The sequence below is a fragment of the Candidatus Accumulibacter aalborgensis genome (assembly GCF_900089955.1).
In the GTDB taxonomy this organism is placed as follows: Bacteria; Pseudomonadota; Gammaproteobacteria; order Burkholderiales; family Rhodocyclaceae; genus Accumulibacter; species Accumulibacter aalborgensis.
Window position 1 is genome coordinate 127,572 of record NZ_FLQX01000001.1, and the last position, 23,312, is coordinate 150,883.

Annotated in this window: 27 protein-coding genes and 2 pseudogenes; 12 read left to right on the plus strand and 17 right to left on the minus strand. The window is 62.3% G+C overall.

The annotated features are described in order from the left end of the window. Positions 1-48: 48 nt before the first annotated feature. Genes ACCAA_RS00640 through ACCAA_RS00655 form a run of 4 tightly spaced genes read right to left on the minus strand, consistent with a single transcriptional unit; the run spans position 49 to position 3,757 of the window. Entirely contained in the window at positions 49-753 is a 705-nt protein-coding gene (locus ACCAA_RS00640) for an ABC transporter ATP-binding protein (protein WP_186405317.1), read from the minus strand. Continuing rightward, positions 754-1,947, minus strand: a complete 1,194-nt coding sequence (locus ACCAA_RS00645) for an ABC transporter permease (protein ID WP_186405318.1) — start codon at positions 1,945-1,947, stop codon at positions 754-756. It lies immediately after the preceding gene. Then, positions 1,944-3,125 (minus strand): efflux RND transporter periplasmic adaptor subunit, encoded by a 1,182-nt coding sequence (locus tag ACCAA_RS00650; RefSeq protein WP_186405319.1) that lies wholly within the window; start codon positions 3,123-3,125, stop codon positions 1,944-1,946. The genes ACCAA_RS00645 and ACCAA_RS00650 overlap by 4 nt, the downstream gene beginning before the upstream one ends. Further along, positions 3,122-3,757 carry a TetR/AcrR family transcriptional regulator gene (locus ACCAA_RS00655; RefSeq protein ID WP_186405320.1) on the minus strand — a complete coding sequence of 212 codons (636 nt, stop codon included), beginning with the start codon at positions 3,755-3,757 and terminating at the stop codon, positions 3,122-3,124. Before ACCAA_RS00655 ends, ACCAA_RS00650 begins: the two co-directional genes overlap by 4 nt. A gap of 275 nt (positions 3,758-4,032) precedes the next feature. Here ACCAA_RS00655 and ACCAA_RS22385 point away from each other — a divergent pair, with 275 nt between their 5' ends. The 5 genes from ACCAA_RS22385 to ACCAA_RS00680 all read left to right on the plus strand — a co-directional run bounded on the left by ACCAA_RS22385 (position 4,033) and on the right by ACCAA_RS00680 (position 7,736). Beyond that, positions 4,033-4,161, plus strand: a complete 129-nt coding sequence (locus tag ACCAA_RS22385) for a hypothetical protein (RefSeq protein WP_281193149.1) — start codon at positions 4,033-4,035, stop codon at positions 4,159-4,161. A gap of 10 nt (positions 4,162-4,171) precedes the next feature. Next, entirely contained in the window at positions 4,172-4,642 is a 471-nt protein-coding gene (locus ACCAA_RS00665; RefSeq protein WP_186405321.1) for a hypothetical protein, read from the plus strand. A gap of 231 nt (positions 4,643-4,873) precedes the next feature. Then, positions 4,874-6,028, plus strand: a complete 1,155-nt coding sequence (locus ACCAA_RS00670; protein WP_425394430.1) for a cytochrome P450 — start codon at positions 4,874-4,876, stop codon at positions 6,026-6,028. Positions 6,029-6,306: 278 nt separating this feature from the next. After that, positions 6,307-6,990: a class I SAM-dependent methyltransferase gene (locus ACCAA_RS00675; RefSeq protein ID WP_186405323.1), complete on the plus strand. Its 684-nt coding sequence runs from the start codon at positions 6,307-6,309 to the stop codon at positions 6,988-6,990. 14 nt (positions 6,991-7,004) lie between these two features. Next, positions 7,005-7,736 (plus strand): lipopolysaccharide kinase InaA family protein, encoded by a 732-nt coding sequence (locus ACCAA_RS00680; RefSeq protein ID WP_186405324.1) that lies wholly within the window; start codon positions 7,005-7,007, stop codon positions 7,734-7,736. Here the strand turns inward: ACCAA_RS00680 and ACCAA_RS00685 are convergent. Together ACCAA_RS00685 and ACCAA_RS00690 are read right to left on the minus strand one after the other, a co-directional pair. After that, positions 7,698-8,435, minus strand: coding sequence for a GNAT family N-acetyltransferase (locus tag ACCAA_RS00685; RefSeq protein WP_186405325.1), 738 nt, complete (start codon positions 8,433-8,435; stop codon positions 7,698-7,700). The two genes, ACCAA_RS00680 and ACCAA_RS00685, sit on opposite strands and share 39 nt — an antisense overlap. A gap of 12 nt (positions 8,436-8,447) precedes the next feature. Then, the gene (locus ACCAA_RS00690; RefSeq protein ID WP_186405326.1) at positions 8,448-9,653 is read right to left on the minus strand and encodes an MFS transporter; all 1,206 of its coding nucleotides are present in this window, start codon (positions 9,651-9,653) and stop codon (positions 8,448-8,450) included. Positions 9,654-9,852: 199 nt separating this feature from the next. Between ACCAA_RS00690 and mpl the strand changes: the two genes are divergently transcribed. Continuing rightward, positions 9,853-11,211 carry a UDP-N-acetylmuramate:L-alanyl-gamma-D-glutamyl-meso-diaminopimelate ligase gene (mpl, locus tag ACCAA_RS00695; protein WP_186405327.1) on the plus strand — a complete coding sequence of 453 codons (1,359 nt, stop codon included), beginning with the start codon at positions 9,853-9,855 and terminating at the stop codon, positions 11,209-11,211. Between the two features lie 4 nt (positions 11,212-11,215). Here mpl and cyoE read toward each other — a convergent pair whose 3' ends face one another. From cyoE to ACCAA_RS00720, 5 genes are all read right to left on the minus strand, one after another. Continuing rightward, complete coding sequence (gene cyoE, locus ACCAA_RS00700) at positions 11,216-12,112, minus strand: heme o synthase (RefSeq protein WP_186405328.1); 897 nt, start codon at positions 12,110-12,112, stop codon at positions 11,216-11,218. 73 nt (positions 12,113-12,185) lie between these two features. Continuing rightward, complete coding sequence (locus ACCAA_RS00705) at positions 12,186-12,422, minus strand: cytochrome c oxidase subunit II transmembrane domain-containing protein (protein ID WP_245754366.1); 237 nt, start codon at positions 12,420-12,422, stop codon at positions 12,186-12,188. Between the two features lie 5 nt (positions 12,423-12,427). Next, positions 12,428-12,943 (minus strand): DUF2244 domain-containing protein, encoded by a 516-nt coding sequence (locus ACCAA_RS00710; protein WP_186405330.1) that lies wholly within the window; start codon positions 12,941-12,943, stop codon positions 12,428-12,430. Between the two features lie 133 nt (positions 12,944-13,076). Continuing rightward, positions 13,077-13,697: a hypothetical protein gene (locus ACCAA_RS00715; protein WP_186405331.1), complete on the minus strand. Its 621-nt coding sequence runs from the start codon at positions 13,695-13,697 to the stop codon at positions 13,077-13,079. Continuing rightward, positions 13,687-14,391, minus strand: a complete 705-nt coding sequence (locus ACCAA_RS00720; RefSeq protein WP_186405332.1) for an SURF1 family protein — start codon at positions 14,389-14,391, stop codon at positions 13,687-13,689. The genes ACCAA_RS00715 and ACCAA_RS00720 overlap by 11 nt, the downstream gene beginning before the upstream one ends. 137 nt (positions 14,392-14,528) lie before the next feature. Here ACCAA_RS00720 and ACCAA_RS00725 point away from each other — a divergent pair, with 137 nt between their 5' ends. After that, entirely contained in the window at positions 14,529-14,726 is a 198-nt protein-coding gene (locus ACCAA_RS00725) for a twin transmembrane helix small protein (RefSeq protein ID WP_186405333.1), read from the plus strand. Between the two features lie 54 nt (positions 14,727-14,780). Here ACCAA_RS00725 and ACCAA_RS00730 read toward each other — a convergent pair whose 3' ends face one another. Genes ACCAA_RS00730 through coxB form a run of 6 tightly spaced genes read right to left on the minus strand, consistent with a single transcriptional unit; the run spans position 14,781 to position 19,422 of the window. Continuing rightward, positions 14,781-15,635 carry a cytochrome c oxidase subunit 3 gene (locus ACCAA_RS00730; protein WP_186405334.1) on the minus strand — a complete coding sequence of 285 codons (855 nt, stop codon included), beginning with the start codon at positions 15,633-15,635 and terminating at the stop codon, positions 14,781-14,783. 59 nt (positions 15,636-15,694) lie between these two features. After that, positions 15,695-15,907: a DUF2970 domain-containing protein gene (locus tag ACCAA_RS00735; RefSeq protein ID WP_186405335.1), complete on the minus strand. Its 213-nt coding sequence runs from the start codon at positions 15,905-15,907 to the stop codon at positions 15,695-15,697. Between the two features lie 3 nt (positions 15,908-15,910). Next, complete coding sequence (locus ACCAA_RS00740; RefSeq protein ID WP_245754361.1) at positions 15,911-16,501, minus strand: cytochrome c oxidase assembly protein; 591 nt, start codon at positions 16,499-16,501, stop codon at positions 15,911-15,913. Beyond that, complete coding sequence (locus ACCAA_RS21730; protein WP_222104788.1) at positions 16,498-16,614, minus strand: cytochrome oxidase small assembly protein; 117 nt, start codon at positions 16,612-16,614, stop codon at positions 16,498-16,500. The genes ACCAA_RS00740 and ACCAA_RS21730 overlap by 4 nt, the downstream gene beginning before the upstream one ends. Beyond that, on the minus strand, positions 16,611-18,221 hold the full coding sequence (gene ctaD / locus ACCAA_RS00745; RefSeq protein ID WP_186405336.1) for a cytochrome c oxidase subunit I: 1,611 nt from the start codon (positions 18,219-18,221) through the stop codon (positions 16,611-16,613). Before ctaD ends, ACCAA_RS21730 begins: the two co-directional genes overlap by 4 nt. 31 nt (positions 18,222-18,252) lie before the next feature. Then, positions 18,253-19,422, minus strand: a complete 1,170-nt coding sequence (gene coxB, locus ACCAA_RS00750; RefSeq protein ID WP_186405337.1) for a cytochrome c oxidase subunit II — start codon at positions 19,420-19,422, stop codon at positions 18,253-18,255. 218 nt (positions 19,423-19,640) lie between these two features. On the opposite strand from coxB, the pseudogene ACCAA_RS00755 reads away from it, so the two are divergent. The 5 genes and pseudogenes from ACCAA_RS00755 to ACCAA_RS00770 all read left to right on the plus strand — a co-directional run. Further along, a pseudogene (locus tag ACCAA_RS00755) lies at positions 19,641-19,994 on the plus strand (winged helix-turn-helix domain-containing protein); the annotation flags it as partial. 234 nt (positions 19,995-20,228) lie between these two features. Next, positions 20,229-20,525: pseudogene (locus ACCAA_RS21835) on the plus strand (sensor histidine kinase); the annotation flags it as partial. 86 nt (positions 20,526-20,611) lie between these two features. Then, entirely contained in the window at positions 20,612-20,863 is a 252-nt protein-coding gene (locus ACCAA_RS21840; protein WP_245754362.1) for a sensor histidine kinase, read from the plus strand. 273 nt (positions 20,864-21,136) lie between these two features. Further along, positions 21,137-21,904: an ABC transporter ATP-binding protein gene (locus ACCAA_RS00765; protein WP_186405339.1), complete on the plus strand. Its 768-nt coding sequence runs from the start codon at positions 21,137-21,139 to the stop codon at positions 21,902-21,904. 58 nt (positions 21,905-21,962) lie between these two features. Beyond that, a complete protein-coding gene (locus ACCAA_RS00770) occupies positions 21,963-23,150 on the plus strand; it encodes an ABC transporter substrate-binding protein (RefSeq protein WP_245754367.1) in 1,188 nt (395 codons plus the stop codon). The last annotated feature ends 162 nt before the right edge of the window (positions 23,151-23,312 follow it).

Consider the following 23,312-nt stretch of genomic DNA (forward strand, 5'->3'; position numbering starts at 1 on the left):
AATTCGACCGCCGACGATCGCCGGTCAGCTTGCTCGCCGACCCCTGGATCAAGCCGCGCGCCCCTGGCCAGCTTCCTCGTAAGTGCGCCCGTCGCGGATGTGATAAATCCGCTGGAAGGTCGGGATGATCTTCTCGTCGTGGGTGACGACGATGATCGCCGTCGAGAAGCGCGTCGCCATCTCGTTCAGGATACGCACCACGGCCAATGCGCGCTCGCTGTCGAGCGGTGCCGTCGGCTCGTCGGCGAGGATGATCGGCGGCTGGTTGACCAGTGCGCGGGCGATCGCCACCCGCTGCTGCTCGCCGCCGGAAAGCTGCGGCACCCGCGCCTGCGCGCGATGACCGACATCCAGCGCCACAAGCATCTCGCGCGCCCGGTCGCGTGCCCTGGCGTTGGACATGCCGGCCAGCATCGGTAGCAGCGCGACGTTGTCGGTAACGTCGAGAAAGGGAATGAGATGCGGCGCCTGAAAAACGAAGCCGATGCGATCGCGCCGCAAGGCGCGCAAATCGCTGACCCGCCAGCCGTTGTCGTAGATCGCCTCGCCGGCGAGCGCCATACGGCCCGAGGTCGGTTCGATCACCGCGCCCAGGCATTTCAGCAAGGTGCTCTTGCCCGAACCGCTGGGACCGATCAGCCCGACGACCTCGCCGGGCTGGACGATCATGTCCACGCCCTTGAGTGCGTCGACCGCGGCATCGCCAACGCCGTAGCGTTTGGTCAGGCCGCTGATTTCGATCGCCGCAGCCATCTATCCGCCGATCGCCGTCGCCGGGTCGACGCGCAGCGCGGCGCGGATGGCGACGATGCTCGCCAGCGCACAAATCACCAGTACCAGCAAGGCGCCAAGGACCGCGTCACCCGGGAGCAGCAAGACGTATTTGGGGAAGATCGGTGCCCACAGCGTTGCCGCGGTCTTGCCGACGATGAAGCCGATCGCACCCAGGCCGAGCGCCTGCTGCAGGATCATCGCCGAGATGGTCCGGTTGCGCGCGCCGATCAGCTTGAGCACGGCGATCTCGCGCACCTTGTTCAGCGTCATGGTGTAGATGATGAAGGCGACGATGGCCGCGCTGACGACGGCCAGGATGACCAGGAACATGAAGATCTGCTTCGCCGAGGTGGCGATCAGCTTGGCAACGAGGATTTCGTCCATATCGGCGCGCGTATACGCTTCCAGGTGCTTCCAACGCCTGATTTCGCCGGCCACGATCGCTTCGTCGGCGTGCGGCGCGAGCCGCAGCATCACCACATTCACCGTCCGGCTGTTGGCCTGGCTGGCCTGCACCGCGTCGAGCAATCCCGGCACAGCGGGGCGGTTGAACGCCGGATTGGCGGCGATACGCGCGCGCTCGTTGACCAGCGCGTCGTTGTCCTTGAGGAACTGCACTTCCTGGGCATCGCGCAGCGGGACGAAGACCATCGGGTCGCCGCCCGACGACACCATGCGCCGGGTCAGCCCGACCACGGTGTATTCATGACGCCGGATGCGGATGCGTTCGCCGAGGCGGAAGCCACTCTTGATATCGGCGATCGCCTCGTAGTGGGAGCGCGTGATCGGACGCCCGGCAACGAGGTAGCCAGGCTCGCCGGGGTGGCCTGGCTGGAAGCCGACAAGCATCACGCGTACGTCGCTGCCCTGATGTTCGATCTGCATCGTCAGATAGGTGACGTTGCCGGCTTCGACCACCCCCTTGACGCCGAGCAAGGCGCGATAGGCGTCGTCGCGCACATTCGACGGTTCGGCGTAGGGGCCGAGTGTATCGCGCTGCACGACCCAGAGATCGGCGCCCCCATTGCTCAGCAGGACACGTCCGTCATCGACCAGTCCGCGATAGATTCCGGCCATCGACAGCGTGACGCCGATCAGCAAACCGAGCCCGAGGCCGGTGAACACAAACTTGCCCCAGCCGTTGAGGATGTCGCGACCGGCGAGATTGATCATCGCCTGGCACCGACGAGGGTGGCGACGACGCTGACTTTCGCGTCGGGCTGCAATGCCTGCTCGCTGTGTACGACGACTTCGTCGCCTATTGCCAGACCAGCAAGAATCTGGCTGCGGCCATCGAGGGTGGTGATGCCGACCTCGACCGGATGGAACGTGACGCGCCCGTCCTTGATTCGCCACACGCCGTCCTGCCGGTCCACACGCTTCACCGCCGCCGGCAACCAGAGCGCGGCGGGCAGTTCGGCGATGCCGATGGTCACCTCGACCAGATCTCCGATCGAGAGTGCGTCGGGAATCGCCGTGAACCCGACATTGACGACCCGCTCTTCGGCGACCGAATCGCTTAGCCAATCGACGCGCTTGACTTCGCCCGGGTAGACCCGTTTGGCGTCCGAGCGCAGCACGATCTCGGCTGACTGTCCGACGCGCACGCCGCCAGCCTGCCCCTGGTCGATGCGCGCCCTGACCCACAGGCTCGTCGGGTCAATCACCTGCAGCACCGCCTGCCCGGCAACGATCGTCGATCCCGGTTCGACCAGCCGCGCACTGACGATGCCATCGACCGGACTCACCAACCGTGCCTGGTCGCGCAGCTTGCCGACACCGGCCACATCGGCCAGCACGCGTTCGTGATCGCGCCGCGCCGCGGCCAGTTGGGCGGTAGTGGCGTCCACTGCCGCCGTCGCGGCATTGGCTTCCTGCTGCTTGGCTTCGGTGGCCTCCTGGCTGAAGAAACCGCGTGCCCGCAGTTCGGCTGAACGACGTGCGCTGGCGACGGCGACTTGCGCACGGCTCTGCGCCTCGGCGAGCTGAGCTTGCGCCGCGCGGACAGCGCTTGCGGCACGTTGTGCGCCGAGTCGGCCGCTGGCGACGCGATCGTCGAGGTCGACCGGATCGAGTTCGGCAAGCAGTTGCCCGGCCGCGACGGTATCGCCCTGGTCGACCAGCACTCGCGCCACGCGGCTGGCCATCGTCGGAGCCAGTGCATAGCTGCGGCGCGCCTCGACCGTACCGATGCCGAAGGTGCTCGCCAGCAGCGGCCCCTGCTGCACCGTTGCCACAGTCACCCGAGTCGGTGCCAGCGGTCCCTGGCTGGTCACCAGCCAGCCGAGCAGCAGTGCACTGGCGGCGGCGACTACGCTCAATACGGCCTTGCGGGAAAAGCGCAAGTTCATGCTTCTTGCAGCCCGCGATAGCCGTGCACGAGCAGCGGGAACATCTGCTGCGCACGTGCCATCATGGCGTCCTCGTTGCCGGCGAGCGCCGACTCGATGACCAGGCCCTGCACCGCCCCAATGAACAGCACCGGCGCCAACGCAGTATCCAGCTCGGCGGGAAGCTCACCTGCCGTCCTGGCCTCGGTGAACAGCGAGGCGAGCCGCCTGCGGTAGCCGGCGATCATCGCCCGGACCTCGGCGCGTACCGGCGAATCGCCGGGATATTGCAGCTCGTGGAACAGCACGCGGGGAACGCCGGGGTTGGCCGCGATGAAGGCCACGTGCGCGAGAAACGCAGCCTCTATTTTCGCCAGCGGCGACTGGCGCTGCGCCACCGCTGTCGCCAATACCGTGCCAAGCGATTCCCGGACCCAGGCGAAGACCGCCATCCAGATCGCCTCCTTGTCCGGGAAATGACGGAAGATCGCCCCCTGCGTGACGCCGATCCGGTCGGCAATGGCCTGCGTGGTGATCGCGTCTGGCCCGCGTTCGCGGGCCAGCACCAGGACCGCAGCGACGATCTCGCGCTGTCGTTCGTCGCTGCTCAGACGTGGGCGGGAAGTCTTCTGAACCTTGCTCTGAATATCCATGATAGTGGTCAGCTTGCATTTCTGTAAGTAAACGCTTACTATCTTAGGCGTGTAGTGTCCGTTTGGCAAGCGCGTCCGTCCCGAGGGGAACGAACTCATGAATTTCCCGGAGTTTTTTGACTCTGCGCCACGAATTGCCGTTCGCGACCCGCTGGCCCGATTCCTCGGAGCGGCGGCGGAAGGCATCATCGAGTACGCCTACAGCGACGCGGTCAAGCTCGCCGGGCATTCGTGCCCGACCGTCGCTTCCGCCCGACTGGAGCGACTGCCGGGCGATGCGCGGCGTCGCCGGTACTGCGACCGCCGACCAGACCGCACAGTTCCAGTCACTATGGCAAGACCGCGTCGGGACGCTGCTCGTCGAGCAGGTTGACGATCCGGAGATCATTGTTGTTCACCACTGAGGAGAGTCCCATGAACATCCACCGCACCCTGCTCGCCGCCCTGCTCAGCACCTTTGCAACCGTCGGCCCCGCCTTTGCCGTCGATTCGCACCAGCACGCTGCGGCTGCGCCAACCAAGCTGATGCTCGACCACGGCAAGAAGTGGGCAACGGACGAGCCGCTGCGCCGGAATATGAGCGAAATCCGCAGCGCGCTGGCCGCGAAAGCGACGGCCATCCACCACGGAACGCTGACCGCAGACGACTACCAGGCGCTCGGCAGCCTGGTCGAAGCGCACAGCGTCAAGATCGTCACCGAGTGCAAGCTCGGCCCCGCAGCAGACGAAAACCTGCACCACATCGTCGCCGAACTCAGCACCGGCGCCGACGCCATGCAGGGCAAGTCGAAAGCCACGCCGGCTGCCGGAGCAGCGCAGACGATAGGCGCGGTGAATCAGTACGGCCGCTACTTCCAGCATCCGGGGTGGCAACCAATCGATTGATTCGTGTGGCGAGCGAATAATGGATGGCGGCACCGCCGGTCTTTCATCGTCAAGCGCGGCGGTCCGCGATAAAATCCATTTCGCCGACCGCCGTCCAGTTCGCGCTGCACTTTCGCCGCTATGGTCGAAGTCCATTTGGCGGCGGACGAACGGCTTGCACAGCGAACGCCAAGATCTGCCCCCTCCGGGGACGCTTCTCTAAAACGCTAAAACGATAAGGAAGGAATGACCGTGAACGATAAGTTGCAAGCGGATTGGGAGCCAAAATCCGACGCCGTCCAGCGTGATCAGCGAGCTGCTTACGACGAGATGCGCGAACGCTGTCCGGTCGCGTACAGCGATTTTCTTGAGTGGTCCGTGTTTCGGCACGAGGATATCGTTCGCGTGCTGATGGACCCCGACACCTTCAGCAACGCCGCATCCAGACATCTCTCCGTTCCCGACGGAATGGATCCTCCCGAGCATACCGAGTACCGACGGATGATCGTGCAATATTTTCAGCCGGAACGTGTGGACGCGTTCGAGCCGCAATGTCGCGAGATCGCCGCGAAGCGTCTTCAATCGCTGCTCGGGCGCGACGAGCTGGAGTTCATCGGCGACTTCGCCCATTGGTTCGCCGTACGGATTCAGTCCGCCTCGCTCGGTTGGCCGCTCGAAATGTGCGAACCGCTGCGTCTCTGGACGCAGAAGAATCATCAGGCGACTTTTGCGCAGGACCGACCGGCGATGGCCGAGATCGCCAAAGAATTCGAAGGCTACGTCCACGAGTTGCTGCAAATTCGGCGCGCGGCCGGTGCGCAGGCCAGTGACGACATCACCGGTTCGCTGCTTCGGCAATACGTACAGGGCCGACCGTTGCGCGATGAAGAAATCGTCAGCATCGTGCGAAACTGGACCGTCGGTGAGGTCGGGACGATTTCGGCGGCGCTGGGCATCCTGGTTCACTACCTCGCGCAACACCCGGATCTGCAGCAGCAGCTCCGCACGCAGCCGTCCCTGCTGCCCGCCGCAATCGACGAGATTCTCCGGATTTACGGACCGTTGGTGTCCAACCGCCGGATCACCACTCGTCCGGTGGAAATCGGTGGCAGGAAGATCGCCGCCGGCGAACGGATCTCGCTGATCTGGATTTCTGCCAACCGCGATGGTCGTGTTTTCGAAGATCCAGAGGCGTATCGGCTCGACCGCGACCCGACCGCAAACCTGCTCTATGGCGCGGGAATCCACGTCTGCCCAGGCGCTCCCCTGGCTCGGATGGAGATGCGCGTGGCGATGGAAGAGATCCTCGGGCACACGACCCGGATCGACCCGATCCCGGAAAGGCCACCCACTGGCGCGGTGTACCCCGGCAGTGGTTTCGCCACCCTGCCCCTGCGAGTCCGCTAGGCGCAGCCCACAAGCTTACGATTATGACGGACTTGGGCGCCTGAGCGCTCTATCTCGAAGGCCTTCGCCAACGGTACTCGTGCCATCGACATGCAGTATCCGCACCTCGTTGGCTTTGTTCATCGTCGTGCCTTGAGCTTCGTGTCACGATCTGCGGCCTGATTCGACCCACGGCTACCGCGCATAGCGCCAAATCCGCGAAATCAGGTCATCTGATGGTATGCTTTCGTCTCTGCCGCATGCCAGCCCGGCCGGCGCACCCGATTCCGAGCCACTCGATGAGCGACCCGCAGAAACCGTCCATTCACCTGTCTTTTTCGGACAAGTACACCGACGACCATTCGCAGCAGTACTTCCAGAAGCACCACCGAAAAAAGCTCTCCGACCGGCTCGAACACAGAATGGCCGAACGCGCCCTGGCGCTTGCCGGCAATCCTGCGTCGGTGCTGGACCTGCCCTGTGGTACGGGTCGTTTCTGGGACATGCTGGCCAGGGAGCCGCAACGCGAGCTGCTCGCCGCCGACTACAGTGAAGCCATGCTCGAAGTCGCCGCCAGAGTACGCGACCCCGCAGTCGTTCGCCGCTTCCGACTGCTGCAGTGCTCCGCCTTCGAGATCACTCTGCCAGACCACAGCGTCGATTGCGTCTTCTCGATCCGCCTCATGCATCACGTCGGTGAGTCGAGCAACCGTATCGCGATGCTGAAGGAATTTCGTCGCGTCACTCGCGATACGGTGGTGCTGTCGCTGTGGGTCGATGGCAACTACAAGGCCTGGCGTCGCCGCAAGCTCGAAGAAAAGCGCCGGCAAGGCGGCGAGAAGAGCGACAACCGCTTCATCGTCCCCAGCGCACAGTTCGAGCAGGAATGTCGCGATGCCGGCTTCACTATTGTCGGGCATGTGGATTTCCTGCCGCATCTGTTCATGTGGCGCACTTATGTGCTACGCAAGATGGGCATCTAAGTGCGGCGAGCACGATGAAAGCGCGCGATCTTTTTCCGCATCAGGCCGCCCGGGCGCAACTTGCCGCCAGCGGCCTGGCCGACTTCGAGGCGTTATGGTCAGTCAGCGCCGACTGGCATGAAGCGCCGAACCAACGGCGTGGTGGCTGGAGTGGCGCCAGTCGTCATGTGCTGGCTGATGGCAGCGCTATTTTCCTCAAGCGTCAGGAAAACCACCTGTGCCGCACACTGCGCCATCCCGTCTGCGGCATCCCGACCTTCTATCGCGAATACCTGAACATCCTGCGCCTGCAAGCGCACGATATCGGCGTCGTGGAAGCGCTGTACTACGGCGATCGGCTGGCAGCAGGACGCTGGCGCGCCATTCTGGTGACCCGCGCGCTCGACAGCTTCATGAGTCTTGACGAGTGGAATGCGGCGCCTGAGCACAGCGAAGAAGGGCAGCGCCAGTCACTGATCACCGCCGTCGCCCTCGCCTGTGCACGCCTCCACCATCATCGCCTGCAGCACAGTTGCCTGTATGACAAGCATCTGTTCGTACCGCGAACGGCGCCGACGACCGCGTCCTATCAGGAGGCTGACGTGCGCTTCATCGACCTGGAAAAACTACGCCAGGGAATCAGCCGCGAGCGCGTCGCCGCGCATGATGTCGACCAACTGATGCGCCACACCCAGGGCTGGAGCGAAAGTGACCGGGCGACTTTCCGGTCAGCCTACCGGGACCAGCGGTCCGCACTGAAGCGTTAAGCCGATCAGCGCCGAAAGCGAGGCGCGCTGATTGCCGGCTTCGTCAAAGTTGGCCAGATCGAGCCAGCGTGCGATAGCCGCTTCCAGGCCTGGCCAGTCACGATCGATCACTGCATACCAGGCAGTATCCCGGCTGCGCCCCTTGACCACGGTGGCTTGCCGGAAGATGCCTTCAAAAGACAGTCCCAAGCGCAGCGCCGCGGCGCGCGAGGGCGCGTTGAGCGCATCGCATTTCCACTCGCAGCGTCGATAACCCAGCTCGAAAGCGTTCTTCATCAGCAAGTACAGGGCCTCGGTGGCAGCCGGTGTCCGCTGCAGGCGCGGCGAGAAGTTGAGGTGGCCAACTTCGATCGAGCCGCTGGCAGGGGTGATTCGCAAGTAACTGGCGACGCCGACTGCGTCGTTGGACGCCCGCTCGATGATCGCGTAGAACAGGGGATCGCCAGCGCGACAGTGTGTCTCGATCCACTCCCGGTAGCCGTCGAGGTTCGCGAAAGGGCCATACGGCAGGTAGGTCCAGTTGCCGCCGTCAACGTCAAGCGCGTTGGCGGCAAAAAGGCTGGCCGCATGCCGCCCGGCGGACAGGGGTTCGAGGCGTGAAAAACGCCCCGCCAGGATCTGGCCAGCGGGATGTTGTGCCGCATTCCAGTCGGCGAGCAAGTCGCCCACCGGTTGTCCGAGACCGTTCAGGGGAGGCATGCGAGTCGATCCTCAGCTTGCCGGCCGGGGCAGCGCAGCTTCCCTGATCGGCAGATTGCAAAGCGCCGCCGCCGCGGCCAGCGCGATGTCGGCGTACCACATCCACGCATAGTCACCAAAGCGCGTGAGCGCAACGCCACCCAGATAGGCACCAAAAAACCCCCCGATCTGGTGTGACAGGAGGCTCATGCCGAACAGCGTACCGAGATAGCGCACGCCGAAAAGCTTGCCGACGATGGCCGCCGTCGGCGGCACGGTGGCCAGCCAGGTAAAGCCCAGCCCGGCGGCGAAGACATAGAAGGTCAACTCGGTCTTCGGCGCCGCCAGGTACAAGGCCACCAGCACGGCACGCGAGGCGTACATCCAGAACAGGACGACCTTGCTGCGATAGCGGGTGACGCAGGAACCGGCATAGAGGCTGCCAATGATGTTGAACAGGCCGATGATCGCCAGCGACCAACTGGCCACCGCCGACGGCAGGCCGCAGAGACTGACCTCGCCGGGCAGATGGGTCACCAGAAAAGCGATGTGGAAACCACAGGTAAAAAAACCGAGATTGAGGAACTGGTAGCTCCGGTCGGCCAGCGCATCCTGAACACTCTGCCAGAGACCCGCTTCAGCCGCAGGCTTTGGCGGTTGTTCCGACTGCGTGGACAGCACCCGCACCAGCGGCACGGCAGTCAGCGTCATCAAGGCCAGTGACCACATCGCCCCCATCCAGCCAATGGTCTGAATCAGCGCCTGCAGGATCGGGGCGAAGACGAACTGACCGAAGGAGCCGCCGGCATTGATCACGCCGGAGGCTGCTCCGCGCGCTTCGAGCGGCAGGCGCTGACTCGAAGCGCCGATGAGGACCGAGAAGCTGCCGGCCCCGGAGCCGATTGCCGACAACAGTCCGAGCGAAACGATCAGGCCCCAGGTGCTGCTCATGAAAGGAGTGATCGCACTGCCCAGGGCAAGCAGCAACAGCCCGCCAAGCAGCACCGGACTCGGCCCGTAACGGTCCGCCGCAGCACCGGCAAAGGGCTGGACGGCGCCCCAGGTGAATTGGCCGACGGCCATCGCCAGACTGATCGACGCAACGCCAAGGCCGGTGCTCGTGTTGAGCGGCGAGAGGAACAGGCCGAGCGATTGGCGGGCGCCCATGGTGACCATCAGGATGCCGGCGGCCGACAGCGTGATCGCCCACACGGCGGGGTGGTTGAGCGTTCGGAACATCGTTCTGGTCGTGGTCAGGTGGACGGATTTCGGAAGGAGGGGATTCTTGGGCGAATTGTATTCTGGTTTGCCGTGAGGCAACGAGTCACGGCTTCGATTATTCTGAAGTCATTTGAGAAGCGATGACCGTTGGGCAGGGTACAATCGCGCCTCCCTTCGGGGGAAGTTTGAATTCCAATCTGCTAACCTGGTTTGCGACATGCACATTCATATCCTTGGTATTGGCGGTACCTTCATGGGCGGCGTAGCACAGTTGGCGCGCGCCGCAGGACATCGCGTCACGGGTTGCGATAGCGCCATCTACCCACCGATGAGCAAGCAGCTCGAAGCGGCGGAGATCGAAGTCATCGAAGGCTACGATGCGGCGCAAACCGCCTTCGAACCCGATTGCTATCTCGTCGGCAACGCCATTGCGCGGGGCAATCCGCTGCTCGAGGAGATCCTCGACAGAGGTCTGCCGTATCTTTCTGGTCCACAATGGCTGGCCGAGAATGTCCTGCGCGGGCGCTGGGTACTGGCAGTGGCCGGGACACACGGCAAGACGACGACCGCCGCCATGCTGGCGTGGATTCTGGAGCATGCGGGTTTGAGCCCCGGCTTCCTGATTGGCGGCGTGCCGATGAACTTTGGCGTTTCGGCGCGGCTGTGGGGAAGCGCCACGGAATTGCCGTTTTTCGTCATTGAAGCCGACGAATACGACACCGCTTTCTGCGACAAACGATCGAAGTTCGTGCACTACCGCGCGCGGACGGCGATCCTCAACAATCTCGAATTCGATCATGCAGACATCTTTGCCGATCTGGCGGCGATAGAGACCCAGTTCCACCACCTGGTGCGAACACTGCCACGTCATGGGCTGATCGTGTCGAATGCCGCGGCAGCGAGTCTGGACGACGTTCTCGCGCGAGGCTGCTGGACGCCGGTCGAGCGATTCAACGATCCTGCTGGCTGGCGGGCAGTGGGCAGCGACGTCGACGGATCGCTTTCCCTCTTCCAGGGCGAGCAGGAGGTCGGCAGCACGCAGTGGAGTCTGACCGGGGACCACAATCGCAACAATGCCGTCGCCGCACTGCTGGCGGCAAGACACGTCGGCGTACCCTTGGCCCGTGGACTGACGGCTCTGTCACGTTTCGAGAATGTCAAGAGGCGTCTCGAACTGCGTGGGACGACCGGCGGCATCAGCGTGTACGACGATTTTGCTCACCACCCGACAGCGGTGGCGACGACTATCGCCGGTCTGCGGCGCAAGGTTGGCAGCGCGCGCATTCTGGTCGTCCTCGAGCCCCGGTCGAATACCATGAAGCTGGGGACCATGAAGGCCCTGCTGCCAGCGAGCCTGGCGGAGGCCGACCTGGTGTTCGGCTACGCGGCCAATCTCGGCTGGAACATCGGCGAAACACTGGCACCCCTGGGCGACAAAGTGGCCGTCGACGACGATCTCGACCGACTCGTACGGTGCATTGCCGGCGCCGCACGAGTCGGCGATCAGGTGCTCGTGATGAGCAATGGCAGCTTTGGCGGCATCCACGAAAAACTGCTGGGCGCCCTCGGCGGGTGATCCATCAGCGCAGGAAATGGTCAGCCAGCAGGGCGGCGAAGAGCAGCGTCAGATAGATGATCGAGTAACGAAAAGTAATTCTCGCCAACTTGTCGCTGTAGTCACGCCAGAGAACGACACTGTAGACGAGGAAAATGGTGTCGAGGATCAGCGCGGCGGTCAGATACCACGGGCCACTCATGCCGAGGGTATAGGGCAGAATGGTCGCGCCGGTAAGCATCACCACGTAGAGCAGGCTGTGCAGGCAGGTGAACGGAATGCCATGAGTGACCGGCAGCATGGGCAAGCCGGACTTGGCATAGTCGGCACAGCGGTAACAGGCGAGCGCCCAGAAATGCGGCGGCGTCCAGATGAAAATGATCAGAAACAGGACCAGCGCCTCGGGACCGACCTGGCCGGTGATCGCCGACCAGCCCAACAGGGGCGGCATGGCACCAGAGGCTCCACCGATGACGATGTTCATCGGCGTTGCCGGCTTGAGCACGACCGTATAGATCACCGCGTAGCCGAGAAAAGTGGCTAGCGTCAGCCACATGGTCAGCGGATTGACAAAGGCGTGCAGAACCCACAACCCGAAACCACCGACCAGCGTCGCCAGGGTCAGCGTCTCGGCGGTCGACACTTCGCCGCGGGCTGTCGGGCGAGCGCGCGTGCGCGCCATCCGGGCGTCGATTTGTTGCTCGATCAAGCAGTTGATTGCTGCCGCTGCGCCGGCGACCAGAGCGATGCCGATCGACGCCGCGACAAAGAGCGCGAATGGCGGGAATTGAGGCGCGGCCAAAAACATCCCGATCATGGCGGTGAACACGATCAGGCTGTTGACCCGCGGCTTGCACAACTCGAAGAAAGCCGACAGGCGTTGCCCCGCTGAACGACGGGAATTGGTGCTGATCACGGCCATATGCTTTCCTTTCTGTCCGATCTACCCATTCTTCAGCTAACGATCCATACGCCGAGCGGCGCCTGGCCGTGCTTCAGTTCAGGCCCATCAGCGCGTAGTCGACGAACAGCAGGATGGCAAACGGCACCATTGCCCACAGCCACTGCACCGTCCCGGTCGGCCCCGTAAACTTGGTCGGCCGATAGCCGGCACGCCTCCGGTGCCTGACCATCGTATAAATCATGATGCCGAACACCACGATGAACAACGCCGTTATGACGAGCATGAAGTCGTTATGCAGCTGCAGCGCGTCGCGGCTGATGGGAGTCATCGTGCTCAAGTTGTTTGTGCTTGTTTCCATGGAATACTTTGTCGGGGCTGCAGGGCAGCCAGGTCTTGTTTCAGATCTTTGGCTAGCGCCATCCTTTGCTCTTCGTTCAACAGACTGCCTACTTCGACCTCCTTGCCGTGCGAGCGAATCAGCACGCGGTGGCTGGCTTGTCCAGGCGGCTTGATCACCTGTAGCCGCGCCCAGTACGACTGAAACACATGACGCTCCAGGCGAGCACCGCGACGCGTTTCGATCGTCAGATGTCCTGACTCAAGCGTGATCGTCTCGACGTCATGAGCACACGCTTCGGTGCGGCGCAACGCCCACCAGAGTAGCGCCAGTTCCAGGCCGGTAAACGGAGCCACCGGCCAGGCGCCAATACACGAGAAGACGAAGGCGATGGTCCCGGAAACAGCGGCGGTGACGACGAACACGAGTCTGCGTCCAAGCGCTGAAAGCGAGCGGTTTGGACGGGCCACCCAGGTTCGCCCTGTCAGCGTCTGTGCTGCCACCAGGCTCATCGACTTCCTCCAGAATGACCAGGCTCGGCGAGCAGCCTGGCTGGACTTGACGCAAGTCAAAGCATGAACCGGGGAATTCTAGCATGGAGCCCGACTCTGTTGGCAAGCACTGTGCCCAAGATTATGATTGTATTCAGAACTTGATCAGCTTGCCGAGCTCACCAATGAAAGCCTTCGGCTCTGGGTCGTCCGGGTAGCGGAAGACCAGCAGACCTCGTCGGTCTACCAGATTGATATAGCGGCTGTCAGTCCCGCCGAGCGCCTGCAGCACTTTGCCATCCGTCGCCTTGACCACCGTCAGGTCCGGGTGTTCCGACAACAAGCTTGCCGTCGGCGTCGTGGCATCGGTGACCAACCAAAGGCGGTCCACGCGCGCCATGTTGCGTCCCTGAGCGGTGCGTGCCTGCCGCGTCAGGTAAAGCGTGTGCTGGCAGCGCGCGTCGCACGCGCCGGGTGCCGCAAAGATCACCAACCACGTCCCGCTGACTTCAGGATGCTGCAGCGGCGTGCCATCCGAACGCTGCAAGAATTCAAACGCAAGCGGTAGCGGAGGATCAAGCGGCCGACCTGCCGTCGCCTTGACCGCCGGCGGCGACACGTAACGAAAGTACAAGGCACCAAGCAAAGGCAATACGCCTACCGCCACGATGGCCAGCAGTATCAATCGTCCCTTGAGCCGACGGGTAGTTGGGGCATCGGTGGTCGCCAGCACGCTGTCTCCGCCCTTGCCCTGCGCAATTTTATCAATTGTCATTTTTTCGCCATGCCAGGAGGCCGTACGACGCAGCCATCAGGGCAAAAACCAGCCACATCGCGGCATAGCCGTAGTGCCTTGTCGCCGGGTTGTCCGGGGTAGCCCAGTCACGAATCAGACCATCACCATCGGCGCCGGTCTGGAGCAGAATGACCGGTAGCGCGTCCAGACCGCTGAGTTGGCGGTAGTCCGCTTCACGCACATGCTGCCAAACCGACCCCTGAGGGAGATTTTTCTGCAATTCGAAGGTCTTCGTTTCAAAGCCGCGCGTCACGCCGGAAACCTCGATCTCACCGGTCGGCGATACCACGAGTGGAAGCTCTGAACGCAATCGCGGCGCGAGAACCCAGCCGCGATTGACCAGGACGACGACCTCGCTGCCCGACAACTGCAAGGGTGTGAGGACATGATAACCGGGACGACTGCGATAGATCTTGTTGTCCAGAAAAAGCGTCTTCTCGGGCAGCCAGCGACCACGCACCGTCGCCGCCCGATCAATGATGTTCTCACGCTCGGCGTTCTGCGCCGACACACTGATCGGCGTCGAGGCCAGGGCGGCCTGCTCGCGTTCGAAGCGCTCGCCACGGGTTGCCGCCCTCCAGAGTTGGAGACCGGCCATGCCAAGGCAGGTCAGGATAAGCAGCATGACCAGCAAAAAGCGCCGGAAGCTGCTCTTGGGAGGGTAAATCGACATGGGTAGAGCGCGGTGTGCCGGAAGTGAGCGAAACGGTCATGACTTCCATGAACTGAGGTGCCTTGAGAACTCATGGCCGTCGGTGTGGTGTGCAAACCGTCAGTCCGGTAGACTGCATGCTTTCGGAAGGGAAAGCCATGCGCGTAATCATCGTTCTGATGCTGATCGGAATTCTCGTCAGTCTCGGTAGTGCGCTGGTATTCATTTATCGCGATCAAGGCCAGGGAAAGACGAGGGCGGTCAAGGCGCTGTCCTGGCGAGTGGGTCTTTCCCTGGCCCTGTTTCTGCTCTTGATGGTCGCGCAGCATTTTGGCTGGATGGCTGACCGACTATGATCGAGCCGGTGCGGCGCAGCGCGGAACCACGCTGCGCCGGCACGAATACAACCCTTACAACCAATAGATGACGACAAACAGTCCGAGCCAGACGACATCGACGAAGTGCCAATACCAGGCTACGCCTTCAAAGGCAAAGTGGCGCTCGGCAGTGAAATGCCCCTTCATCGCGCGGACCAGGATCACGGTCAACATGGTCACCCCGAGCGTCACGTGAAAACCGTGGAAGCCCGTCAGCATGAAGAAGGTTGAACCGTACACACCGGTGGTCATCTTGAGATTCAGGTGGCTGTAGGCTTCACGGTACTCGTACACCTGAAGGGTCAGAAACAGCGCGCCAAGCAGAATGGTCAACATCAGGCCGATGATCAACTGCTGCCGCTTGTTGGCCACCAAACCCCAGTGTGCCCACGTCACGGTAACGCCCGAACTCAGCAACAGCAGGGTATTGATGGCTGGGATTCCCCAGGCGTGCATCTGCGTAAACGGGTCTTTGGCCGCCGGTCCGGCACTCGGCCAGACGTTGCGGAAGCCCTCCCAGAGCGCGGCCTGCTCGGGACTCGCCAGGTCAGGAATCGCCACGACGCGAATATAAAACAGGGCACCGAAGAAGGCGACGAAGAACATCACCTCGGAAAAAATGAACCAGGCCATCGCCAGACGGAAGGAGCGGTCCACCTGCAGATTGTAACGCTGCCCCTCTGATTCACCGATCACGCGACCAAACCAGCCAAACAGCATGATCGCCAGAACGGCAAAGCCGCCGATCAGCACGAAACCGCCGTTGGCAATGGAATTCATCATCAACACGGCGCCGCTGGCCAGCAGCAGTAACGCGATCGAGCCAACCAGCGGCCAGGGTGAAGGCTCGGGAACGAAATAGCGGCTTGTGGATGCGGGATGACTCATCTTGACTTCCTCCAGATCATATTGTCGTTATTGCCCTGCTAGGGTGTTAATGCTGCCGATCAGTGACCAGTCATGTAGACTGCCACGGTTACCAGCACCAGTACGAAAACCAGCATGAAAACCAGCGCCGTGATCAGAATCTGCAGCGGCGACAGGGCTGGTGTGTCGTGTTCGTGCGGTTTGTGCCCGCGCACCCCCAGCAGACCCCAGGCTACCGTGCGAATGGTGCGAAAGCGTTCGCCTTTCGGCGTTTGTGAATCCGGCAGCGGCATCGATCACTTCCCGCTTTCGGCAAGCGTTGCCGGCGCATTGCTACTCCCTGCCGGCACCTCGAAAAACGTGTACGAGAGGGTGACCGTGTTGGCGTCCTCTGGCAGGCTCTTGTCGAGCAAGAAAACGACCGGCATCTCGCGTATTTCGTGCGGCGCAAAGGTCTGCTGCTTGAAGCAAAAGCAATCGAGCTTCTTGACGTAGCCGCCCGCGTACTGCGGACCGTAACTGGGAATGGCCTGACCAATCACCGTGCGGTCGCGAGTATTCTCGATCCGGTACACCACGTGCACAATCTCCCCCGTCCTGGCCACCAGGCTGGTGGTCTGCGGACGGAAGATCAATCCACCCTCGTGCGTGTTGGCATCGAACTCAAGAGTTACCGGTCGGGCAGGGATCGATGAGGCAGCAACCCGCTCCGCACGGTCGATATCATAAAGACCTGTCCACTCGCAAAAAGCCCGGTACACGCGCGGCTGTACCGAGACAAAAAGCAAGCTGCCGACCACCACCGTCAGCATGACCGCCACGACGCGCTGGTTACTGCGCGCCTGCGGTCGCACCGTCGTCGCTGGCGGATCGAGGGCCGGATTCACGTGTTGCTCAGCCACTGTCGGATGACGAAGCTGAGAAACACTGCGGCAGAGAACAGCGCCAGACCGATCGCAATGCGACGGCTGCTCTGCTCGCGCGACGGGTCGCGAGTCATCCGTGCGCCTCGGCCTGATTGAATACCGGCGGGTCCTCGAAGGTGTGATAGGGCGCCGGTGAGGGCACCGTCCATTCCAGCCCGTGCGCTCCGTCCCAAGGCCGGCTTGGGGCCTTGGCGCCGCCCTTCACTGCCTGGATGACGACCACCAGGACCAGCAACTGGCTGAAGCCGAAACCGAAAGCGCCAATGCTGGAAATCACGTTGAAGTCGGCGAACTGTTGTGCATAGTCCGGAATCCGCCGCGGCATACCGGCCAGGCCGAGGAAGTGCTGTGGGAAGAAAGCGATATTGAAGAAGATCATCGACAGCCAGAAGTGGAGTTTGCCGAGACCTTCGTTATACATGTGCCCCGTCCACTTCGGCAACCAGAAGTACAGGCCGGCGTAGGCCGAAAAGAGCGCTCCGGCGACCATCACGTAGTGGAAGTGGGCGACGACGTAATAGGTGTCCTGCAACTGGATGTCCACCGCCGTCATGGCCAGCACCAGGCCGGTCAGTCCGCCGATTGTAAACAGAACGAGGAAACCCAGCGCGAACAACATCGGCGTTTCAAAGCTCAGCGAGCCGCGCCACATGGTGGTGACCCAGTTGAAGACCTTGACCCCGGTAGGCACGGCAATCAGCATTGTCGCGTACATGAAGTAGAGCTGGCCGGTGAGCGGAATGCCCGTCACATACATGTGGTGCGCCCAGACAAAAAACGAGATCAGCCCGATGGCGGCAATGGCATAGACCATTGAGGCATAGCCGAACAGGGGCTTGCGCGAAAACGCCGGGATTACATGAGAAACGACGCCAAAGGCTGGCAAGGCAATGATATAAACCTCGGGATGACCAAAGAACCAGAAAATGTGCTGGAACAGTACCGGGTCACCGCCGCCGGCGGCGCTGAAGAAACTGGTACCGAAATGGCGGTCGGTGAGCAGCATGGTCACCGCGCCGGCCAGAATCGGCATCGAAGCGATCAGCAGGAAGGCGGTCACCAGCCACGTCCAGCAGAACAGCGGCATCTTCATGAGCGTCATGCCGGGCGTGCGCAGGTTGAGAATGGTGGTGACGATGTTGATCGACCCCATGATCGATGACATGCCGAGGATATGCACCGCGAAGATGGCCATGTCCATCCCCATCCCCATCTGGATGGATAGCGGCGGGTACAGGGTCCAGCCGGTTCCGGGGGCGCCCCCGGGAACGAAGATCGAAGCTGAGAGCAGGATTGCGGCCGGCGGCAGCAACCAGAAACTCCAGTTGTTCATCCGCGCGAAGGCCATGTCCGAAGCCCCGATCATCATCGGGATCATCCAGTTGGCGAAGCCGACGAAGGCCGGCATGATCGCTCCGAAGACCATGATCAGTGCGTGCAGCGTCAGCATCTGGTTATAGAACTCAGGGGACACGTACTGCAGTCCCGGGGCAAAAAGCTCCGCGCGCAGGATCAGCGACATCGCTCCGCCGACGAGGAACATCGCGAAGCTGAACCACAAGTACATCGTACCAATGTCCTTGTGATTGGTCGTCGTGACCCAGCGCTTCCAGCCCGTCGGGTGCCCGTGGCTATCGTGATCGTGGTTGCCGGCATAGCCGGCGTGTGACGTGGCTTGCATAGTCAGATTCTCCTGATGGCCTGTAGCGCGACTACTTGCCGCGAAGCGCTTTGACTTCGGCGGGCTGAATGACATCACCAAGCTTGTTGGTCCAAGCGTTGCGCTCATACGTGACGACGGCCGCGATATCCGTGTCACTCAACTGCGCTCCGAAGGCCGCCATGGCGGTACCCGTCTTGCCGTTGATGACGATGCCGAGATGACCCTGCTTCGGCCCCTTGGCGATCTTCGATCCGTCCAGTGCAGGGAACACGGGTGGCAACCCCGCGCCGGTGGCCTGGTGGCAGGCCGCACAGTTGGCGGTGTACACCTTCTCACCGCGGGCCACCAGTTCATCAAGCGTCCACACCTTGTTCGGGTCCTCAGCCGCCGCAGCCAGCTCCTGCTTCTGCTCGGCAGCCCACGCCGCGTACTTTTCCTCGGAGACGACCTCGACGACCACCGGCATGAAGCCATGGTCCTTGCCGCAAAGTTCTGAGCACTGCCCGCGGTAAGTGCCTTCCTTCTCGGCACGGAACCAGGTGTCGCGCAGAAATCCGGGAACGGCATCGGTCTTGACGGCAAAAGCGGGGACAGACCAGTTGTGAATCACATCGTTCGCCGTCGTCAGAATACGCACTTTCTTGCCGACCGGCACCACCAGCGGGCGATCCACCTCGAGCAGATAGTGCTCGCCCTTCGGAGCCTTGTTTTCGATCTGCTCGCGTGGCGTCGAAAGCACGCTCATGTACTTGACCCCCGCGGCGTCTCCGGTGAGATATTCGTAGCCCCATTTCCACTGATAGCCGGTCACCTTGATCGTCAGGTCCGGCCGCGAGGTATCGCGCATGTCCACCAGGGCAGACGTTGCCGGGAAGGCAATAGCGATCAGAATCAGCGTCGGCACTATCGTCCACGCAAGTTCGACAGTCGTGTTGTCGTGGAAGCTGGCCGCCCGGTGGCCCCTGGATTTGCGATGAACAACGATGGAATAGGCAACCACCGCAAAGACGCCAATGAAGATGACGACGATGACCCACAACAACAGACTGTGCAGGTGGTAGACGCGCCGCGCGACGGCAGTCACGGGCTCCTGCAGATTGAGTTCCCAGGCGGCGTTCGCCGCACCACTGAGCAACGCAAGCAGCCCGGCGGTCAACAGCCCGGTAAATCCGGGTCGCAAACGATTTGCGTAGCCATTCTTGTATGAGCAACCTGCCATTTTTCTTCTCCCTCCCCGCCAAGCTCGACGCCACGCAGAACAGCAACGGCGCGGACACCTGGCCCTTTTGAAAACGTACCAAAAAGGGTCCGTGCGGAACCCCGTTCCAGTTTCTCAGCAGAGGCGAAGGTTAACACACTCTTTTTGATATGAATCAATCTGAGGGGAAAAAAGTTCGGCTCCCGGGAGGGGTGCTGGCGCCGTCGTCGGAGTCAAAGAGAGCCATCTTTCGCCGCGTGGACCACCTTTCCCGTCCCTCGGATGAGGGCAAGGTGCTCGACTCTGGACCGCTCAGAGTCGATGTCGGGCGGCGGCAAGTGACCCTGGCCGGCAAGCCGGTCGATCTCACCGCCAAGGAGTTCGACCTGCTGTTGCACTTTGCCGAGCATCCGGGCCGCGTTTTCAGCCGCGCCCAACTCCTCGACAAGGTTTGGGGCTATAGCCACAGCGGTTACGAGCACACCGTCAATGCGCACATCAACCGACTGCGCGCGAAAATCGAGCCCAGTCCGAATCAGCCCGAGTTCATCCTCACGGTGTGGGGAGTGGGTTACAAGTTCCGCGACCAGTAGGCCGGCCGAACGTCCATGCTCCGGTCACTGTACGGCAAGCTGGCGATCGTTCTCATGTTGTTGTTCTTTGCCATCGGCGCCGCCTTCATCGCCGCGACGGAGCAGATGCTCGAAGGCCGCCGCCTGCTGGAACTGGCCGCCGATCTGATCATTGGCGCCATCGCCTTCTCGCTGCTCGCGGCCTTGATCGTCTTCAATCTGCTCACCCGGCGCCTGCGTCTGCTGGCCGCCCAGATGGACGCCTTTCGCGCCCGCGGACTCAGCCAACCGACGTGCGGCCTGAGCGCCAATCCAGAGGGTGACGAGATCGATCGCCTGGTCATGGCATTCCAGGAGATGTCGGACAGGATGGCCGCGCAGGTCCGGGCACTCGAACAGAGCGAGGAGCAGCGGCGGGAATTGCTCGCCAACGTGTCGCACGACCTGCGCACGCCACTGGCATCGATGCAGGGCTACCTGGAGATCCTGCTCCTGAAGCATGGCACGCTGCCCGCCGAGGAGGAACGAAGCTACCTCGAGATCGCAGCCAAGCACAGCGACCGACTGGGCAAACTGGTGCGCGACCTGTTCGAACTCACCAAACTCGAGGCCCACGACATCTTACTGATGCCGCGCACGTGCTGGTGCGCATCAGCGACACCGGCCGCGGAATTGCGCCGGAGGATTTGGCCCAGGTCTTCGATCGCTACTACCGCGTCGACCGCGGCGAGTTCGGCAGCGCGGGCAATGCCGGTCTCGGCCTGGCGATCACCCGCAGGATCGTCGAACTGCACGGCGGGCACATCGCCGTGGACAGCACTCCCGGTGTCGGAACCACTTTTTGTTTCGACCTGCCTGCCGTGCGGTGCACCGTCAACGCGGCCGCTTGATAGAGAAGGCGCATTCGCGCCAGCGAGTGACTGCGTGGCGATTCGGTTGGCTGGTCATGGCTTCTCGGGACCGTGCTTTCGATTGACTGCGGCGCCCGTGACCGGCCATACTCTCGGCGGTAGAGTTGAATTTCCGGTGCATGACATGGACTGTTCCGCGCTCAAGCTGAGTATGCGAAACTTCTTGGCGACTGGCTGGACGGTTGCGCGATTCCCTTGGGTAACGGCGGACAGCCAGGGACGATCGACGCCAGCCGATTACAGAGACTTCAAATGAGCGAGTTCATTCTCGAGACCTCCGGGTTGACCAAGGAGTTCAAGGGCTTTACCGCGGTCGCCAATGTCGATCTCAAGGTCCGTAGTGGTCACATCCACGCGATGATCGGGCCCAACGGCGCGGGCAAGACGACCGTCTTCAACCTGCTGACCAAGTTCCTGCCACCTACTTCGGGAACGATCCGATTTCGGGGCCGGGACATTACCCACACGGCCCCGGCGGCGACGGCTCGCTGCGGCATGGCACGTTCCTTTCAGATCTCGGCCATTTTTCCGCACCTCTCTGTGCTGGAGAATGTTCGTATCGGCCTGCAGCGCCGGCTGGGCACCTCGATGCACTTCTGGCGCTCGGCGAAGAGTCTCGACATCCTCAACGGCGAGGCAATGGCCTTGCTCGAATCGGTCGATCTCGCCACCTTTGCCGACACGGTCACCGCCGAGCTGCCGTACGGCCGCAAGCGGGCACTGGAGATCGCCACCACGCTGGCGCTCAAACCCGCGATGATGCTGCTCGACGAGCCGACCCAGGGGATGGGCCACGAGGACATCGGCCGTGTCGTCGAATTGATCCGCAAGGTTGCCAGGGAGCGCACCGTATTGCTGGTCGAGCACAACCTTTCGGTGGTCGCCAATCTCTGTGACTGGACCACCGTGCTGCAGCGCGGCAGCATCCTTGCCGAGGGGCCTTACGCAGAGGTCTCGAAGAACCGGCTGGTCCTCGAGGCCTACGTCGGATCGGCCGACGTGGCCGATGCCTACCACTAGACGGGCAGACCATTGACCAGCGCCCTGGCTGCCCATCCCGAATTCCTGCGGGTCACCGATCTGCACGACGGCGCTTTTCGCGCTCGCCCCCGGTGCGTCCGCCCAGGTTTCCGACGGGATCGTCAAGATCGGCGTGCTGACCGATCTCTCGGGAGCGTATTCCGACCTGGCAGGCCCAGGTTCCGTTCTCGCCACAAAGATGGCGATCGACGACTTCATTGCCAAGGAGAAGCCGGGCTTCAAGGTCGAACTGGTTTCCGCCGACCACCAGAACAAGGGTGACATTGCCGCCAACAAGGCGCGCGAATGGTTCGAACGCGACCAGGTCGATGTGCTCACCGATCTGGTCACCACGTCCACAGCGCTGGCAGTGATGAAGATCGCCAAGGAAAAGAACCGCATCGCGATCGTCAATGGCGCTGCCTCGACGCGCATCACCAACGAGGACTGCAACGACGTCACTGTTCATTACACCTACGACACCTACGCCGTCGCCAACGGCACCGCCAAGGCGGTGGTCAAGCAGGGCGGCAAGACCTGGTTCTTCCTGACCGCCGACTACGCCTTCGGTCACTCGCTAGAGAAGGATGCCACGGAGGTGGTCGTTGCCAACGGAGGCAAAGTGCTCGGCTCGGTCCGCCACCCCTTCCCCGGCTCGGACTTCTCGTCCTTCCTGCTCAAGGCACAGGCTTCGGGCGCACAGGTCATCGGCCTGGCCAACGCCGGTACCGACACGACGAATTCGATCAAGCAGGCGGCCGAGTTCGGCATCACGCCCAAACAGTCGCTCGCCGGCCTCCTGATGTTCATCACCGACGTCAATTCGCTGGGCCTCAAGGCCGCGCAGTCGATGTACCTGACCGAGGGTTTCTACTGGGATCTCAACGACGAAACGCGCGCCTTTGCCAAGCGTTTTTTCGCCCAGCACAAGCGTAACCCGACGATGGTTCAGGCCGGACAGTATTCGTCGACGATGCATTACCTGAAAGCGGTCAAGCAGGCCAACAGCGACGATGCGGCCGTGGTCATGGCGCAGATGAAGAAAATGCCGATCAACGACTTCTTCGCCAAGAACGGCAGGATCCGCGACGACGGACGCATGGTGCATGAGATGTACCTGTTCCAGGTCAAGAAGCCCGACGAGTCAAAGTATCCGTGGGACTACTACAACGTCCGCCAGACGATCCCCGCCGCGGAGGCGTTCCAGCCGCTGTCGGCGTCCAAGTGCCCGCTGGTCAAGAAATGATCGGCGTCCTGTAGCTTAAAATCGGTGCATCGCCCGGAACCTGCCACAAGCTGCGTTCCGGGCTCGGACGGATCTTCCTCCAGCCAGCAAACGCAATTATGTAACTTCTCAAAAAGCGCGGGCATGACCGTTCGCTGAATCTGGGATTCTTGCTTGCAGGTT

Bases quoted from the DNA above. Each gene is read 5' to 3' on its own strand.
- ACCAA_RS00640 (WP_186405317.1), bottom strand. From the start codon at position 753: ATGGCTGCGGCGATCGAAATCAGCGGCCTGACCAAACGCTACGGCGTT.
- ACCAA_RS00725 (WP_186405333.1), top strand. From the start codon at position 14,529: ATGCGCGTAATCATCGTTCTGATGCTGATCGGAATTCTCGTCAGTCTC.
- ACCAA_RS00650 (WP_186405319.1), bottom strand. From the start codon at position 3,125: ATGAACTTGCGCTTTTCCCGCAAGGCCGTATTGAGCGTAGTCGCCGCC.
- ACCAA_RS00655 (WP_186405320.1), bottom strand. From the start codon at position 3,757: ATGGATATTCAGAGCAAGGTTCAGAAGACTTCCCGCCCACGTCTGAGC.
- ACCAA_RS00665 (WP_186405321.1), top strand. From the start codon at position 4,172: ATGAACATCCACCGCACCCTGCTCGCCGCCCTGCTCAGCACCTTTGCA.
- ACCAA_RS00710 (WP_186405330.1), bottom strand. From the start codon at position 12,943: ATGAGCCTGGTGGCAGCACAGACGCTGACAGGGCGAACCTGGGTGGCC.
- ACCAA_RS00715 (WP_186405331.1), bottom strand. From the start codon at position 13,697: ATGACAATTGATAAAATTGCGCAGGGCAAGGGCGGAGACAGCGTGCTG.
- ACCAA_RS21730 (WP_222104788.1), bottom strand. From the start codon at position 16,614: ATGACTCGCGACCCGTCGCGCGAGCAGAGCAGCCGTCGCATTGCGATC.
- ACCAA_RS00690 (WP_186405326.1), bottom strand. From the start codon at position 9,653: ATGTTCCGAACGCTCAACCACCCCGCCGTGTGGGCGATCACGCTGTCG.
- ACCAA_RS00705 (WP_245754366.1), bottom strand. From the start codon at position 12,422: ATGACTCCCATCAGCCGCGACGCGCTGCAGCTGCATAACGACTTCATG.
- ACCAA_RS00720 (WP_186405332.1), bottom strand. From the start codon at position 14,391: ATGTCGATTTACCCTCCCAAGAGCAGCTTCCGGCGCTTTTTGCTGGTC.
- ctaD (WP_186405336.1), bottom strand. From the start codon at position 18,221: ATGCAAGCCACGTCACACGCCGGCTATGCCGGCAACCACGATCACGAT.
- ACCAA_RS00735 (WP_186405335.1), bottom strand. From the start codon at position 15,907: ATGCCGCTGCCGGATTCACAAACGCCGAAAGGCGAACGCTTTCGCACC.
- ACCAA_RS22385 (WP_281193149.1), top strand. From the start codon at position 4,033: ATGCGCGGCGTCGCCGGTACTGCGACCGCCGACCAGACCGCACAGTTC.
- cyoE (WP_186405328.1), bottom strand. From the start codon at position 12,112: ATGGCCGTGATCAGCACCAATTCCCGTCGTTCAGCGGGGCAACGCCTG.
- ACCAA_RS00685 (WP_186405325.1), bottom strand. From the start codon at position 8,435: ATGCCTCCCCTGAACGGTCTCGGACAACCGGTGGGCGACTTGCTCGCC.
- mpl (WP_186405327.1), top strand. From the start codon at position 9,853: ATGCACATTCATATCCTTGGTATTGGCGGTACCTTCATGGGCGGCGTA.
- ACCAA_RS00675 (WP_186405323.1), top strand. From the start codon at position 6,307: ATGAGCGACCCGCAGAAACCGTCCATTCACCTGTCTTTTTCGGACAAG.
- ACCAA_RS00680 (WP_186405324.1), top strand. From the start codon at position 7,005: ATGAAAGCGCGCGATCTTTTTCCGCATCAGGCCGCCCGGGCGCAACTT.
- ACCAA_RS00765 (WP_186405339.1), top strand. From the start codon at position 21,137: ATGAGCGAGTTCATTCTCGAGACCTCCGGGTTGACCAAGGAGTTCAAG.
- ACCAA_RS00730 (WP_186405334.1), bottom strand. From the start codon at position 15,635: ATGAGTCATCCCGCATCCACAAGCCGCTATTTCGTTCCCGAGCCTTCA.
- ACCAA_RS00645 (WP_186405318.1), bottom strand. From the start codon at position 1,947: ATGATCAATCTCGCCGGTCGCGACATCCTCAACGGCTGGGGCAAGTTT.
- coxB (WP_186405337.1), bottom strand. From the start codon at position 19,422: ATGGCAGGTTGCTCATACAAGAATGGCTACGCAAATCGTTTGCGACCC.